This window comes from Deinococcus humi, from assembly GCF_014201875.1.
GTDB lineage: Bacteria > Deinococcota > Deinococci > Deinococcales > Deinococcaceae > Deinococcus > Deinococcus humi.
This window is the reverse complement of the sequence record NZ_JACHFL010000005.1, coordinates 238,117-251,644: the sequence shown is the minus strand read 5'-3', so window position 1 is coordinate 251,644 and position 13,528 is coordinate 238,117. Positions and strand designations below refer to the sequence as shown.

General features: G+C 66.1%; 14 protein-coding genes. 7 read left to right on the top strand and 7 right to left on the bottom strand.

From position 1 onward, the window contains the following. Positions 1–19: 19 nt before the first annotated feature. From HNQ08_RS12080 to HNQ08_RS12070, 3 genes are all read right to left on the bottom strand, one after another. Complete coding sequence (locus HNQ08_RS12080) at positions 20–1,759, bottom strand: alkaline phosphatase (RefSeq protein ID WP_221284145.1); 1,740 nt, start codon at positions 1,757–1,759, stop codon at positions 20–22. A 72-nt stretch (positions 1,760–1,831) separates the two neighbouring features. Further along, positions 1,832–2,434, bottom strand: coding sequence for a phosphoribosylglycinamide formyltransferase (purN, locus tag HNQ08_RS12075; RefSeq protein ID WP_184132132.1), 603 nt, complete (start codon positions 2,432–2,434; stop codon positions 1,832–1,834). Between the two features lie 25 nt (positions 2,435–2,459). Next, complete coding sequence (locus HNQ08_RS12070) at positions 2,460–3,818, bottom strand: dipeptidase (protein WP_184132129.1); 1,359 nt, start codon at positions 3,816–3,818, stop codon at positions 2,460–2,462. A gap of 305 nt (positions 3,819–4,123) precedes the next feature. Between HNQ08_RS12070 and hspR the strand changes: the two genes are divergently transcribed. The 7 genes from hspR to argC all read left to right on the top strand — a co-directional run bounded on the left by hspR (position 4,124) and on the right by argC (position 8,992). Further along, positions 4,124–4,846, top strand: a complete 723-nt coding sequence (gene hspR / locus HNQ08_RS12065; protein ID WP_184132126.1) for a heat shock protein transcriptional repressor HspR, fused homodimer type — start codon at positions 4,124–4,126, stop codon at positions 4,844–4,846. A gap of 270 nt (positions 4,847–5,116) precedes the next feature. Further along, entirely contained in the window at positions 5,117–5,956 is an 840-nt protein-coding gene (locus tag HNQ08_RS12060; protein ID WP_184132122.1) for a metallophosphoesterase, read from the top strand. Positions 5,957–6,160: 204 nt separating this feature from the next. Next, positions 6,161–7,084 carry an ornithine carbamoyltransferase gene (gene argF / locus HNQ08_RS12055; protein ID WP_184132483.1) on the top strand — a complete coding sequence of 308 codons (924 nt, stop codon included), beginning with the start codon at positions 6,161–6,163 and terminating at the stop codon, positions 7,082–7,084. Between the two features lie 13 nt (positions 7,085–7,097). Further along, complete coding sequence (locus HNQ08_RS27355; RefSeq protein ID WP_229789904.1) at positions 7,098–7,346, top strand: NUDIX hydrolase; 249 nt, start codon at positions 7,098–7,100, stop codon at positions 7,344–7,346. Between the two features lie 8 nt (positions 7,347–7,354). After that, positions 7,355–7,525: a hypothetical protein gene (locus tag HNQ08_RS27350; protein ID WP_229789906.1), complete on the top strand. Its 171-nt coding sequence runs from the start codon at positions 7,355–7,357 to the stop codon at positions 7,523–7,525. Then, positions 7,522–8,061, top strand: coding sequence for a GNAT family N-acetyltransferase (locus tag HNQ08_RS12045; protein ID WP_184132119.1), 540 nt, complete (start codon positions 7,522–7,524; stop codon positions 8,059–8,061). The genes HNQ08_RS27350 and HNQ08_RS12045 overlap by 4 nt, the downstream gene beginning before the upstream one ends. Positions 8,062–8,074: 13 nt before the next feature. Continuing rightward, a complete protein-coding gene (gene argC, locus HNQ08_RS12040; protein ID WP_184132116.1) occupies positions 8,075–8,992 on the top strand; it encodes an N-acetyl-gamma-glutamyl-phosphate reductase in 918 nt (305 codons plus the stop codon). A 48-nt stretch (positions 8,993–9,040) separates the two neighbouring features. Here argC and HNQ08_RS12035 read toward each other — a convergent pair whose 3' ends face one another. The 4 genes from HNQ08_RS12035 to HNQ08_RS12020 are packed head-to-tail and all read right to left on the bottom strand — an operon-like array spanning position 9,041 to position 13,422. Next, positions 9,041–9,781 (bottom strand): class I SAM-dependent methyltransferase, encoded by a 741-nt coding sequence (locus HNQ08_RS12035; RefSeq protein ID WP_184132113.1) that lies wholly within the window; start codon positions 9,779–9,781, stop codon positions 9,041–9,043. Between the two features lie 49 nt (positions 9,782–9,830). Then, positions 9,831–11,159 carry a polysaccharide deacetylase family protein gene (locus tag HNQ08_RS12030; protein ID WP_342355693.1) on the bottom strand — a complete coding sequence of 443 codons (1,329 nt, stop codon included), beginning with the start codon at positions 11,157–11,159 and terminating at the stop codon, positions 9,831–9,833. Then, entirely contained in the window at positions 11,156–12,280 is a 1,125-nt protein-coding gene (locus HNQ08_RS12025) for an MGDG synthase family glycosyltransferase (RefSeq protein ID WP_184132111.1), read from the bottom strand. The genes HNQ08_RS12030 and HNQ08_RS12025 overlap by 4 nt, the downstream gene beginning before the upstream one ends. After that, positions 12,277–13,422, bottom strand: a complete 1,146-nt coding sequence (locus HNQ08_RS12020) for an LptF/LptG family permease (RefSeq protein ID WP_184132108.1) — start codon at positions 13,420–13,422, stop codon at positions 12,277–12,279. Before HNQ08_RS12020 ends, HNQ08_RS12025 begins: the two co-directional genes overlap by 4 nt. Positions 13,423–13,528: the final 106 nt, after the last annotated feature.

Sequence of the window (13,528 nt, the reverse complement as noted above, 5' to 3'; positions counted from 1 at the left end):
TCCGTGGAGGCTCGGGAGTTTATTTGTTCTTCGTCGCGTCCACGCCCAGCGCGCGGGCGATGCCGAAGAAGAGTTCGGTCTGGTCCATGGTGCCGAAGAAGTTCTCTGCGCCGGCACCGAAGGCGAACAGCGGCACCGGGTCGGCGGTATGCACGCCCTGGTTGGAGCTGGGCGGCAGGTTGCCGACCCGCAGGACCGCACCTTCCTCACAGATTTTAGGATTCGGGAGGTACCCGGCTTCCGCCCCAGTCTTGCCGTTGCTGACGGTGGGATCGAGGAAAACCTTGCGGCCCAGGTAGGTCTCGCAGTAGTCGGGCACGGCGGCGAAGCCCACGGCGTAGGTGCGCGGAGAATCGGGGGTGGGAATGCCGTTGGCGTCCTTCTGGGCGTAGGTGGGGAAGCCCGCGTCCTGGTAGACGCCCACGGCCTCGCGCTTGCCCGGTCCCTGGCTGGCGTCGTAACCGCCGTAGGTGCTGATCGAGTGGGCGTGGTCGGCGGTCACCAGGACCAGCGTGTCGGGGTGGGTCTTGGCGTACTCCTTGGCATATGCCACCGCCTTATCCATCTCCATGATGTTCCACACGGCGCGCTGCCAGTCCAGCGGGTGTTCGTACTTGTCGATCATGCCGCTTTCCACCATCAGGAAAAAGCCGTTGGGGTTCTTGTCCAGCGTTTCGATCGCTTTGCGGGTGCTGTCCCACAGGTAGGGCATGTCGGGGAAGTTCTTGACCGTTTCCTCGCCCTTGTACTGCGCGCGGTCCAGGTAGCTGGGAATGTTGTCGATGTTGAAGAGGCCGAACAGCTTGTCGCCGCCCGCCGCCAGCAGTTCGGTGCGGTTGCTGACGAAGCCGTAGCCCAACGTCTGGCTCTGGGTGATCCAGTCGGTGCCGTCCTTGCGGCGGCTGCCCGGCGCGGTGGAGGGGATGAAGTCGCGGCTTCCGCCGATCAGCAGGACATCGGGCTTGACCCCGCCCTGGAAGTACTGGTCTGCGATGGCCGAGTAGTCGCCCCGGCGGCGGGTATGCGCGGCGAAGGCGGCGGGCGTGGCGTCGGTGCCGAAGGCGTCCGAGACGATGCCGATGCTCTTGCCGGTGGAGCGGCGCAGGATCTCGGTGATGGTTTCGATGCGGGGGTTGTCCAGCGTGTCCTCGGTGTTGTCGGGGTACACGTTCAGCGCATTGACCAGAATCTTCTGACCAGTGGCGATGGAGCTGGCGGTGTTGGCGCTGTCGGCCAGGGCGCTGTCAAACGAACTGGTGGTCACGCTCGCCATGCTGCTCAGGCCGCTCATCATTTCCAGCTTGCCGGTGGGCAGGCCACTCTCGGGGTTGTACGGGTGGGCGATCAGTTGCGCGGCCTCCACGGTGTTCCAGCCCATCCCGTCGCCGATGAACAGGATCACGTTCTTGGCCTTGCCGGTCACGGGCGGCGTGGCGTACCAGCGCACGCTCTTGCTGGCGGGGCCGTTCTCGTCGGTAAAGCTGACGGTCAGCTCGTGGGTGCCGGTGCTCAGGTTCTGGTCGCGCAGCATCCACTCCACGCTGTCGGGTTTGGTGGTGGTGCGGGTCAGGCCGCTCAAGGCCTGGCCGTCCAGCGTCACGGTGGCGTCTCCCGCGCCCTTGACCCCCTCGGCCTCGATTCGCAGGTCAAAGCGTTGCCCGGCCAGCAGCTTCGCACCCTGGTAGGGATAAATGTTGAAGGTCGCGGCGGAGGCCACCCCACCCATCAGCAGGGCGGCAGTCAGAAAGAGTCGTGTCATACCCGGCCATTGAATGCGCGGCGCGTCAGTGGAGAATCAGGACCGGGTCAGCGGACGGTGAGGTACCGATGATCAAATTCTGTTTTCTGTCAGCCGAAGGTCAGCGATCAAGTCCCGCACCGCCCGCAACATCAACCCACTCTCGATGGCCTGGACGCGCGCCTTGAGCGTTTCAAGCGTGTCGCCTGGCCGCACCGGAACCTCCTCCTGCGCCAGGCGCGGCCCCTCGTCGATGCCCGCCGTGACCAGATGCACCGTCGCGCCGGATGCCGTGTCGCCCGCTTCCAGCACGGCCAGGTGGACCCGGTCACCGTACATCCCCCGCCCGCCGTGTCGGGGCAGCAGGCTGGGGTGGATGTTCAGCACCCGGCCCGCGAAGGCCCCCAGCACGCGCGGTCCCAGCTCGCGCATGTATCCGCTGAGAATCAACAGATCGGCGTCGGCTTCCCGCAAGAAAGTGAGGATGGCGGCGTCCAGATCGTCCGGGTCTGGATACTTCGCTCCGCTCAGATGCGCGGTTTTCAGGCCCTCCTCCCGCGCCCAGTCCAGCGCGGGGGAACGGCTGTTGTTGCTGATCAGAGCCACGGGCACGGCGTCCAGCTCCCCGGCGCGGCAGGCCTGGGTCAGGTGCCGCGCCGCGCTGCCGCCGTGCGAGGCGAGAAAGGCGAGGTTCATGCGCCTCCTCGTTGCCCGCCCTGCCTCACCTTCCCAGTTCCTCCAGCAGGTAGGCGCTCGTCAGAATGCCATTGTGGTAGTCGCGCACGGCGAAACTCTCGTTGGGGCTGTGTGGGGCGTCCTCGTTGAGGCCCATGTCCACGAACAGCACCGGGCTGTTCAGAATCTCGGCGAAGTAGGCCACGATGGGAATGCTGCCCCCGGTACGGGCGAAGACGGCGGGTTTGCCGTACACCCGCTGCAGGGCGCGGTCGGCGGCCTGAACGTACGTGCTGGAGGTGTCGAATTTGATGGGCTGGCCACCGTGCAGGCCCTTGACCTCGACCTGAACCCCAGCAGGAGCGATCTGCGGGACGTAGTTCTGGATCAGCCTGGTGATGTTCTCCGGATCCTGGCCGGGCACCAGCCGCATGGACACCTTCGCCCCAGCCCTGGCCGGAATCACCGTCTTGCTGCCCTCACCCTGATAGCCCCCCCAGATGCCGTTCACGTCCAGCGTCGGGCGACCCCACAGGCGTTCCAGCACGCTGAACCCTTCCTCTCCGGGCAGGGCCGACACGCCGATACTGTCGGCAAACTCGCCGTCGTCCTGCGGCAGGCTGCCCCACATTGCCCGTTCCTCGTCGGTCAGCGGCTCAATGCCGTCGTAGAAACCGGGAATGGTGACGCGCCCCTGGTCATCCTTCAGCCTGGCGATAATCTCGCACAGCGCATTGATCGGATTGGGTGCGGCGCCGCCGTAGCTGCCGCTGTGCAGGTCACGGTTCGCGCCCTGGACATGGAGTTCCACGTAGCTCAGGCCGCGCACACCGTAGGTGATGGTGGGCACGTCGGCGGCGAAGCGGCTGCCGTCACTGATCACGATCACGTCGCTTTTCAGCTCGTCCGCATGTGCCTTGAGGTACGGCACGATGCTGGGGCTACCGATCTCCTCCTCACCCTCGATGAAGAACTTGACGTTGAGGGGCAATTCGCCCTGCGACAGCAACAGCTCCACACCGCGCACGTGTGCATAGGCCTGACCCTTGTCGTCGGTGCTGCCGCGCGCGTAGATGCGCCCTTCGCGCACGGTCGGCTCGAAGGGCGGCGTCGTCCATTCCTCCAGCGGGGCTTCGGGCTGCACGTCGTAATGGCCGTACAGCAAGACGGTGGGCTGCCCGGGTGCTTTCAGGTGTTCGGCATACACAGCAGGATGCCCACCCGTCTCGTCCACCCGCGCCGTGAAGCCCAGCGACTCCAGCTTGCTGCGCAGGAACTCGGCGGCCTTTGCCATGTCGGCCTTGTGGCTGGGATCGGCGCTGACACTGGGAATCCTCAGCAGTTCGAACAGTTCGGCATTGGCGTCGTCGCGGTTCAGGGCATTTGCGAGGTTCGTCTGGGTCATAGGCCCGATGATAGAGGGTGAGGCCTGCGGAGGGCGAGATCAGGAGAGCTGAGGCGGTTGAGCCTGTCAGGATCGCTGACTGGCTGGTCCGACACCTCGCTTTGACGGGAAAAGAGCGCCCAGTCACCTGCACTCCAAGGCTTTGCCGGTCTGTAATGGGTGAAGCCTGCCGCGCGGTGAACGAGGAGGGATGAACTAGTGCTGGCCCGGTTCCCGGCGGCCTTGCCACGAAGCCTCATCGTCCCTCAACCACGCACCGCGCCCCATTCTCATGAACCTTGCTTCGAGTATACTCAGCCTAAGTTATGGCCTCGGACTCTAAACACCGCCCTGTGTATGTGATCTCGGTGGCGGCGGAACTGGTGGATATGCACCCGCAGACGCTGCGCCTGTACGAGCGCAAGGGGCTGATCCGTCCGGGACGCAGCAGCGGCAAGACCCGGCTGTATTCCGAGCGTGACATCGAACATCTGCGTGAGATCCGGCGGCTGACCCAGGAACTGGGCGTCAACCTGGCGGGCGTCGAGGAGGTCATGCGGTTGCAGCACGAACTCGATGATCTGCAGGGGGAGTTCGAGGCCGAGATCACACGCATCGAGGACGAGTTGCGGGACCGCGCCAGTTCGCGCGCGCTGCCCAGCAGTGAGGGGGGGCGCACCGATCCCAAGGACCGCCCGGTCTACGTCATTTCCATCGCCGCCGAACTGGTGGACATGCACCCGCAGACGCTGCGCCTGTACGAGCGCAAGCAACTGATCAGCCCAGGACGCAGCAGTGGCAAGACCCGGCTGTATTCCGAGCGTGACATCGAACATCTGCGTGAGATCCGGCGGCTGACCCAGGAACTGGGCGTCAACCTGGCGGGTGTCGAGGAAATCATGCGGTTGCGCCACGAGCTGGACGGGGCGCGCTCGAATCTCGAGGGCAACGTGCGCCGCATTCAGGATGATCTCAGCGAGCGTATGACCCGGTTGCGGACCCTGCCCTCGCCGGAAGCCCCACCAAAAGAAGACGGACAGGACAACTAGGCCGATGGGGCCGGCCCGTCTACAGCAGCCCTGCGCAGGCCTGGCGGTCCTGGGCAGATGTTATGAGCTGGAGGAGACAGGCTCTGGGACAGGAAACGTTACACTTCTGGATGTGTTCAGCGGCGCCGCCCACCGATCAATCGCCCCCATGGGTCCCGCGGAGAACTGGGTGACGCCGCCGCCTGAATCAGGCGATCCTGACGGAGTGCGTGGATCGGATGGGAGGACGGTCACCTGCGCCACGCGACCTGCCGACGCCGGGGTCACGCCTTGAAGGAACTGTGGGTGGTCGGTGACATTCATGGTGCGTACAGCAAGCTGCGGGCCATGCTGTTGCGCGCGGGTCTGATCGACTTCGACGGGGGCTGGACGGCTGGAGACGCCCATCTGGTCTTTCTGGGCGACTACATGGACCGCGGCCCCAAGGGGGTGGAGGTCATTCGCCTGATCCGCAGCCTGGAAGTGCAGGCCAGGGAACACGGGGGCGAGGTCACGGCGCTGCTGGGCAATCATGAGGTCATGTTTCTGGCGGCGATCCTGTTCCGCCGCTCGGATCCGGCAGATGAGCTGGGCTTCCGTGAGTACTGGCAGAGCAATGGCGGTCAGGACCGTGATCTGACGCTGCTGGACCCCGGTGATCTGGCCTGGCTGGAGGCCCGGCCTGCGATGGCGCTGGTGGACTCCTGGCTGATGGTGCATGCCGACAGCACAATGTACCTGCGGCTGGGCACAACCAGCGAGGCGGTCAACGGCCACATTCGGAACCTGTTGCTGGGCCGCGATGCGGACGCCTGGGGGTCGTTCCTCAACTCGTTTGCCGACCGTTTCGCCTTTGCGCTGGGAGGCGGCGAGAAGACGGCCCGCCGGATGTTGAAGGCTTTTGGTGGACAGCATCTGGTCCACGGTCATACCCCCGTGTATGTGTTGCTTGATGAGTACCTGCATGGGCCGACGCTGGGGGCCGGCGCGCCCATTCCCTACGCGGAGCGGCTGTGCGTGGCCATGGACAGCGGCATGGCCTATCGCGATGAGGCTGGCTTTATCGCCCGGTTGGATGACGGCGGTATCGCCGAGGTGATCTCGAATCCGGGCAGTGGCCCAGCGTACTAGGATGTTCAGGTACAGGCTGATGCATTTTTACTCACTTTTATCGTATAGTACCCCCTTATGACCAAGGCCGAGAAGCCCAGCAAGAAGTCTGCCGGAACGAGAAAAAAATCCACAAGGAAAGTGGCTAGCCCTGCATTGATAGTGAATAAAACTGCGGATTCGGTGCCTGCGCTGCTGACGGCGGAGACCCTGCCGGCCCCGGTGATGGCTGGCCGCGATTTCCTGAGCAACCTGGATATGACGGCGGCGGAGTTACGCGCCGTGATGGATACCGCCCACAGCATGAAGCGTGGTGAGTGGCGCGGGGTCAAGCCTCTGACGGGGCTGAGTCTGGCGCTGGTCTTCGAGAAGTCCAGCCTGCGCACCCGCACCACCTTTGACGTGGGCATGTATCAGCTGGGCGGCCACGCCATCACCCTGTCCAACACCGAGATCGGCCTGGGCACCCGCGAACGGGTCTCCGACGTGGCCCGCAACCTGGAACGCTGGGTGGACGGAGTGATGGGCCGGGTGTACCTGCAACAGACCCTGCACGAACTGGCCGATCACGCGGCCATTTCGGTGATCAATGGCCTGAGCGACATGCTGCACCCTGCCCAGCTGCTGGCCGACTACCAGACCATCGAGGAGGAATTTGGTCCCGATCTGCGCGGCAAACGGGTGGTGTACATCGGGGACGGCAATAATCTCGCCAACAGCCACATTCATATGGGAATCCTGACGGGGAGTGACGTCACGATCGTGACCCCAGTGGGCTACGAACCCAATGCCGGTGTGCTGATGGACGCCGTGGACAGCGGCACACGCATTACGCTCACGCGTGATCTGGCCGCCATCGAGGGTGCGGACGTGCTGTACACCGATGTGTGGATCAGCATGGGCATGGAGGCCGAGGCGGACATCCGCCGCCGGGCCTTCCGGGGCTATCAGGTCACGCCGGGCATGCTGGACACCCTGGCCCCTGAAGGCATTTTCCTGCACTGTCTGCCTGCCCACTACGGCGAAGAGACCGTGCCGGAGGCCACCGAACACCCCAAGAGCCGGGTGTTCGATCAGGCCGAGAACCGCCTGCACGCCCAGAAGGCGCTGCTGTACCACCTGCTGGGCGACACAAAGCCACGGTGGTAAAACGATAGGCAGCATGGTGCAGGCTCTGGAATGGCTCGCTCGGGTGGACGAAAACGATCAGGTGGTCGGCCAGATCACGCGGGAGGGGGCCTGGGCGCAGCGGCGGCCTGTGCGGGTGATCAACGCCTTTCTGGTCAACCGCCGCGGCGAGCTGTGGATTCCGCACCGCCCGCTGACCAAACGCACGTTTCCCGGTTGCCTGGAGATGAGCGTCGGCGGCCATGTGAAACGGGGCGAGACCTACCTCTCGGGACGGGACTGAGCAGCTCCATGCGCGTCGACGAGATCAGCACCGACGCCGCGCCCGATTGCAACCGCGCAGCCTTCAGTGAAGCGTGGTGGCTGTGGTGGCTGACGCTCACCGAGCTGTTGACCCGGATAGAGGGGGGCGAAACGGCGAAGGGTGATCTGACCGAACTGGTGCGGCGGTGCTACTTATGACCGCCCACCGAGTCGTTCTGCGTCACCTGCGCCCTGAGGATGCTCCTCTCCTCGTGGCCTACCGCAACGATCCTGAAGTCTTCCGCTTCCAGAGCTGGGTCTTGCCCTACACACTGGCGCGGGCCGGGACGTTGATTGAGGAGATGCATTCGCGCACGCCGGGGCAGCCGGGCTGGACGCAATTGGCCCTGGCAGACGCCAGTACCGATGAGCTGCTGGGCGATTTCGCGGTCAACGGCGCGTCCTCCGGCAGCGGGTCACAGGCCGAGATCGGCTTCACGCTGGCCCGGCACGCCCAGGGCCGTGGCCTGGCTTCCGAGGGCCTGCAGCTGTTGCTGACCCAATTGTTCGGCACAGACGGCCTGCACCGCGTTTATGCCCACATCGACCCGGGCAACGCTCCCTCTGCCGCACTGCTGGTCCGCGCAGGCTTTCGCCATGAGGGAACGGCGCTGGAAAGCTACTGGCACCGGGGAACATGGACAGACGACGCCCTGTACGGGCTGCTGGCGCGGGAGTGGCACAATCAAAAGTAGGAGAAGGCTTGACATGACCCCACCCAAAATTTTCATCGATGGTGAGGCCGGAACCACCGGTCTGCAAATCCGCACCCGCCTTCAGGGCAGGGATGATCTGGAACTGCTGAGCATTGATCCCGCCCGTCGTAAGGACGCCGGGGCGCGGGCCGATCTGCTGAATGCGGCGGACCTGAGCATCCTGTGCCTGCACGACGACGCGGCGCGTGAGGCGCTGGCCCTGACCACCAATCCGGCCTCGCGCCTGTTGGACGCCAGCACCGCCCACCGCACCGATCCCGCGTGGGTCTTCGGTTTTCCGGAGCTGAGCGCAGAGCAGCCGGAACGCATCCACACCGCTCGGCTGGTGTCGAATCCGGGGTGCTACAGCACCGGAGCGATTGCGCTGCTCGCCCCTCTGACGGCGGCAGGCCTGCTTCCCGCCGATTTTCCTTTGCACATTCAGGGCTACAGCGGCTACAGCGGCGGCGGACGCGCGCTGGTGGATGCCCACGAACAGCGCACAGAGCACCCCATGCGCGGCGATTTCATCAGCTACGGTCTAACCCTGGACCACAAGCATCTGCCCGAGATCGTGCGCTACGCGGGCCTGTCGCGAACGCCCATCTTCACGCCGCATGTGGGCGGCTGGGCACAGGGCATGACGGTGAACGTCCCGCTGCATCTGGGCGAACTGAGCGTGACGGCAGACGCACTCCGTGACGCGCTGGCCGCCCACTACGCCGGGCAGCAGTGCGTGCGCGTTGCCCCAGTGGCGGAGAATCCTCCGGTGCTCGATCCTCAGACCCTGAACGGCACCAACGACCTAGAGTTGTTCGTCTATGCGTCAGTAGACGGGCAGCGGGCAGTGCTGGCGGCCCGTCTGGACAATCTGGGCAAGGGGGCCAGTGGCGCGGCGGTGCAGAACATGGAACTGATGCTGGGCCTGTGAGGTGCGGCGACTGAATCCAGCCTTTCGGGGAGCGGCAGGCCTGAGGGGCTACAGCGCCCGCGTCTGGAAGACCATCACCTCGCTGCCCTTTTCCAGCGGCCCGCCCTGAAAACTGCCGGTCACGCGCGGCGACTCGAAGCCCGCAAAGCGCAGCAACCATTCCACCTCGTAACGGGTGTAGTAGCGCTGGGTCAGGGTGTAGTGCCGCCGGGTCAGCTGGCCGCCGGGGTGCGTGGTGTCGACGTGGTACTCGGTGGTGATGTGCTGGCGCAGCTTATCGTGGCGCTGCACCAGGAAGATGTCGGTACGGCTGCCGTCCGGCGCGTGCAGGGTCTCGCCCTCGTGGCGCACGGTGTTCGATTTGCCGAAGCGCGGCAGATACAGGTCGAAGGTGAATTTGCCGCCCGTTTCAAGGTGCGCGTGCAGGTTTTCCAGTGCCTGCAACTGCTCATTGGGCGTGTACAGGTGCATCAGCGCGTTGAAGGGGGCAATGATCAGCCCGAACTTCTGCTCTAGCCGGAAGGTCTTCGCGTCGCCCTGCACCATCTTGAGGTCCAGGCCGCCCCCGGCAGCCCGCTCCTGTGCCCGCGCGATCATGCGCCCGCTGGGCTCCAAACCGGTGATCTCTACGCCGCGCCGCGCCAGGTGCGTGGTCACGCGCCCAGTACCGGCCCCCACTTCCAGCACCGGTCCCCCCGCCCGCTCGGCCACGCCCGCATAGAAATGCAGGTCGTCGCGGTAGAGGTCGTACTGGTGGTCATACAGGTCCGCGAAGTCGTCGTAGTTCACGCAGCCCAGGGTAGTGGGTTTCTGGGAGTCAGGCCGTCAGGACGGGGGGCTATTGCCCAGAACCCCCATTTCCATACTGTGCCAGAAACGCCGCCCGGCTCAGGATGCTCAGCCTGGGTTCGGCAACTTTGGGTGCGCCCGCGTAGCCCCAGCGCATCACGCGTGCCCACAGGCGCAGGCGGTGGGCATCGGCAGGCGGGAGGTCATACGTTTCAAAACCCATCACCGCCATCAGCGGCGAGACCGCGCTCAGGCAGAAGACGTACTGCGCGCCCCGCAGGTCTGGACGGCGCACCAGATCCTCGGCCACCAGCCGGTAATCCCGCTGCGCCTGCCGGATGCTGGGGCGGCTGATGCCCAGGTCCACCATCAACGGGTTATTGACATGAAATTCGGCGCACGGCGCACCCTTCGGAACGGGAGTGCCGTCGGCCAGCGTGACTCCCTCCAGCGGAAAGGCCGAGGCTCCGGTGCGAAAGAGATTGTCCACCCGGCCCGCTGTAGGCTGAATCTTGCCCATCCGGTCAAACACGCGGTCCAGGGCGATAAACGCCCGCCGCCTCAACGCCGCCCCATCCACTGGTGTCGCGCCTTCCAGCCCGGAGACCGTTTTGAAGGTGTAGCCGCGTGACTTCAACTCCTGCAACAGCCCGGGCAGCATCGGCACAGTCTTCGCCGCTCCCGGTCCGGCATCGTGCAGAACGACAATTGAGCCGGGACCAATGCGCCGGAGCAGCCGCTCCCCGACCGCTTCCGGTGTGAGGTCCGCCCGCCAGTCCTGGCCCTCCACGCTCCAGTGGACGCCCTGCACCCCGGCCGCCCGCTGCCCCAGCACCGTCGAGAGCGTGTACGCACCGTGGGGCGGACGGTGGTACCGGACAGGCTGGCCCGTCACTCGGGCCACTCGCCGCACTGCCCGCGTCACGTCCAGCGCCCCACCCCAGGGTGTGCGAATCCACGCGTGGACGTGCTTCTCGGCGTGGGCGGCCACCTCGTGGCCCTCGGCCAGCATGCGGGCGATGAGCTGTGGGTGTTCTGAAGCCCGGCCTGCGATCACGAAGAAGGTGGCCTGCGCCCCTTCCGCTTGCAAGGCGTCCAGCACGGAGGGCGTGGTCACGGGGTCAGGCCCGTCGTCGAAGGTCAGCGCCAGCTCGCGCCGTTTGCGCCTGCCCTCCCGCAGCAGGCCTGTGTTGGCAAATTGCACGGCCAGCGCGGGGAGCAGCAGATAGACCGTCAGGGCGGCCAGGGGCAGGAACCAGGGAAAGCTGCTGTTCGCTCTGGCCTGCCCGTTCGCCCCCCCTTCCCGTCCATTCCATGCCGGTCTGTGTCCGCTCCCCTGAAGAAAGGAGGGGGCTGAAAACCGTGTCCCCAGCTTCACCGGCCCAGCCGCCTCAGCAGCGCCGCTGCCACCCGGTCCGCCGCGTCCGGCACGCTGATCCGGCGGGCATTGCGGGCCATGCGGGCGTTCTCGTCATCGTCCAGGGCGCGCAGGACGGCGGGGCGGACCTCAGTCAGTCTCCGCGCCCACAGGGCCGCCCCGTGGCGTTCCAGGTAGTCGGCGTTGTGTTCCTCCTGGCCAGGAATCGGCTCGTGAATGACCTGGGGAATGCCCAATGTGGTGGCCTCGGCCACTGTCAGACCGCCCGCCTTGCCCACCACCAGATCGGAGGCGGCCAGCAGTTCGGGGAAAGCGTTCGTGTGGCCCAGGTGATGCACCGTGGCCCCGCCCACCTGCTGCACCCCCCGGCCCCTGGCGCCAGCCAGCACTAGCACCTGCACGCGCTGCCCCAGGCCCGCCAGTTCGCCCAGCACGCGCCGCAAAGCGCGGTAAGTGCCCGTGCCGCCGCCGGAAATCAGAATCAGCGGGAGGTCCGGGCGCAAGCCGTGTTTGAGCCTCAGCGCGGCCTTGTCCGCTCCGATCAGCGCCCGGTAAGCCGGGGCAATTGGGATGCCGGTGACCTCCACACTGTCCGGCGGAATACGCCAGCGGGCCATCTGTTCACGGGCTTCCTCCGTCGCCACCAGCAGCAATTCGGCCTCGGGCCGTGCCCAGTGGTGGTGGACGCGGTAATCGGTGACGATCAGAGCGTTCAGGAAATCCACCCCCAGCTGGCTGCGGGCCGTATTGGACAGCGCCACGGTGGTGGGGTACGAGCCGACGACAACTTCCGGCTGGGTTTCCTGCACGTCGCGCGTCATGCCGCGCAGGCCCAGCCAGCCGAAGGTGCCAGTCAAGGCTTTGGGTTCGGTCTCGGAGTCGGTCCAGTCGTAGAACGCCTTGTACATCGCGGGGGCGTGGCGCAGCCACAGGTCATAGGTTCCGACGGTCACTGCCCGCTCGACGGGGTTCAGGTAGGCCAGGAAGTCGGCGTGCCGGGCAGCCAGCTTCACGCCGGTGGCCCGCAGCGCCTGGTCCAGCGCGTCGTTGGCCTGGTGGTGCCCGCTGCCAAAGGAGGCCGAGAGGATCAGCGCCCGCAGCTCTTGCTGGGAGGGGATCATGTTCGCCTCAGCAGCCACAGGCCACCCGCCGCGAAGACGATGTTCGCCAGCCACGCGCCCGGCTCCGGCAGGCCAGGCAGCGCCGCCGCCAGCGTCAGGCCGACGAAGAACAGCAGGTAGTACGCCACCGCGATCAGCAGCGCGATGCCTAGGCTGACGCCCAGCGTGCGCCCGAAGCGCAGGGCGAAGGGCAGGGCGGCCAGCGCCAGCACCAGATTGCCGAAGGGCAGCGCCAGCTTGCGGTTCAGCCCTAAGCGCGCCGCCTGCCGCTCAGCCTTCCCCACGTCAGCAGCGGTGAGCGAGGAGATCAGTTCTGGCCACCCCTGTGCGTCCGCGCCGATGGCGTCGGCGTAGGTGGCCAGGGTCTGTTTGCGCGATAGCCCGGTATCCACGTTCAAGGTATCGCTGGCCTGTTCGGGAATCACCACGCTGGGAAACACGTCCTGCACTGCCGCTCGGAAGGCCGCCGGGTCATTTTCCGGCACCGCCGCCAGCCCCGCCGCCGCCGCGTAGTCCACGGTGTAGACGCTGTAGCCGCGCAGGGCCAGCACGTTGTTCTCGAAAGTTCCGGCGTCGGCGAAGATCAGGGTGGCGCGTCGCTGGGCATCCGGCAGCCACTTCTCCACGCGCACCCCCCGCAATTCGCGGGAGGCCGCGTCGTATCCCGCAATCGCCAGGGTCAGGCCCGCCCCCAGATCCACCGTCTTGCCCACCAGCTGCGACAGTCCGGCCCCGGTCAGGCCGTCCCAGTACAGGCCGCGCGCCTCCACGTTGGCGCGCGGGGCCACCCACAGGCTCAGCCACACCGCCAGCGCCGTGACCAGCGCGGCCACCACCGCCACGGGCCGCGCCACCCGCCCCAGGCTGATGCCCCCGGTCTGCACCGCCACCAGTTCACGCTCGGTGCTCATGCGCCCGAAGGCCACCACGGTCATCAGCACCACCGCCATCGGAAAGACCTTGACCAGTGTGTCTGGCACCTGCAGCGCGATCCAGCGCGCAATCAGCCCAAGCGGCACTCCGGTCAGCCACTGGCTGGAGATGAAGAAGTATCCGAAGCTGAGCACCGCCGTAAACAGCAGCGTGCCGGCCAGCAGCGGCGGAATCAGCTCGGCGGTGACAGCGCGGGTGAGGCGGGTCATGCTGTGCCCGCGCCGTAGGGAGTGGGGTGTGGGTCACGGGTTGTAGAACAGGCGCAGCTTCTGCCAGTTATCCTCGCAAAAGCTCCTGCAGTCCACAGCCGACAAC

Excerpts from the sequence above, each read along its gene's own strand:
- HNQ08_RS12080 (WP_221284145.1), bottom strand. The coding sequence starts at position 1,759 with ATGACACGACTCTTTCTGACTGCCGCCCTGCTGATGGGTGGGGTGGCC.
- purN (WP_184132132.1), bottom strand. The coding sequence starts at position 2,434 with ATGAACCTCGCCTTTCTCGCCTCGCACGGCGGCAGCGCGGCGCGGCAC.
- HNQ08_RS12070 (WP_184132129.1), bottom strand. The coding sequence starts at position 3,818 with ATGACCCAGACGAACCTCGCAAATGCCCTGAACCGCGACGACGCCAAT.
- hspR (WP_184132126.1), top strand. The coding sequence starts at position 4,124 with ATGGCCTCGGACTCTAAACACCGCCCTGTGTATGTGATCTCGGTGGCG.
- argF (WP_184132483.1), top strand. The coding sequence starts at position 6,161 with ATGGCTGGCCGCGATTTCCTGAGCAACCTGGATATGACGGCGGCGGAG.
- HNQ08_RS27355 (WP_229789904.1), top strand. The coding sequence starts at position 7,098 with ATGGTGCAGGCTCTGGAATGGCTCGCTCGGGTGGACGAAAACGATCAG.
- HNQ08_RS27350 (WP_229789906.1), top strand. The coding sequence starts at position 7,355 with ATGCGCGTCGACGAGATCAGCACCGACGCCGCGCCCGATTGCAACCGC.
- HNQ08_RS12045 (WP_184132119.1), top strand. The coding sequence starts at position 7,522 with ATGACCGCCCACCGAGTCGTTCTGCGTCACCTGCGCCCTGAGGATGCT.
- argC (WP_184132116.1), top strand. The coding sequence starts at position 8,075 with ATGACCCCACCCAAAATTTTCATCGATGGTGAGGCCGGAACCACCGGT.
- HNQ08_RS12025 (WP_184132111.1), bottom strand. The coding sequence starts at position 12,280 with ATGATCCCCTCCCAGCAAGAGCTGCGGGCGCTGATCCTCTCGGCCTCC.
- HNQ08_RS12020 (WP_184132108.1), bottom strand. The coding sequence starts at position 13,422 with ATGACCCGCCTCACCCGCGCTGTCACCGCCGAGCTGATTCCGCCGCTG.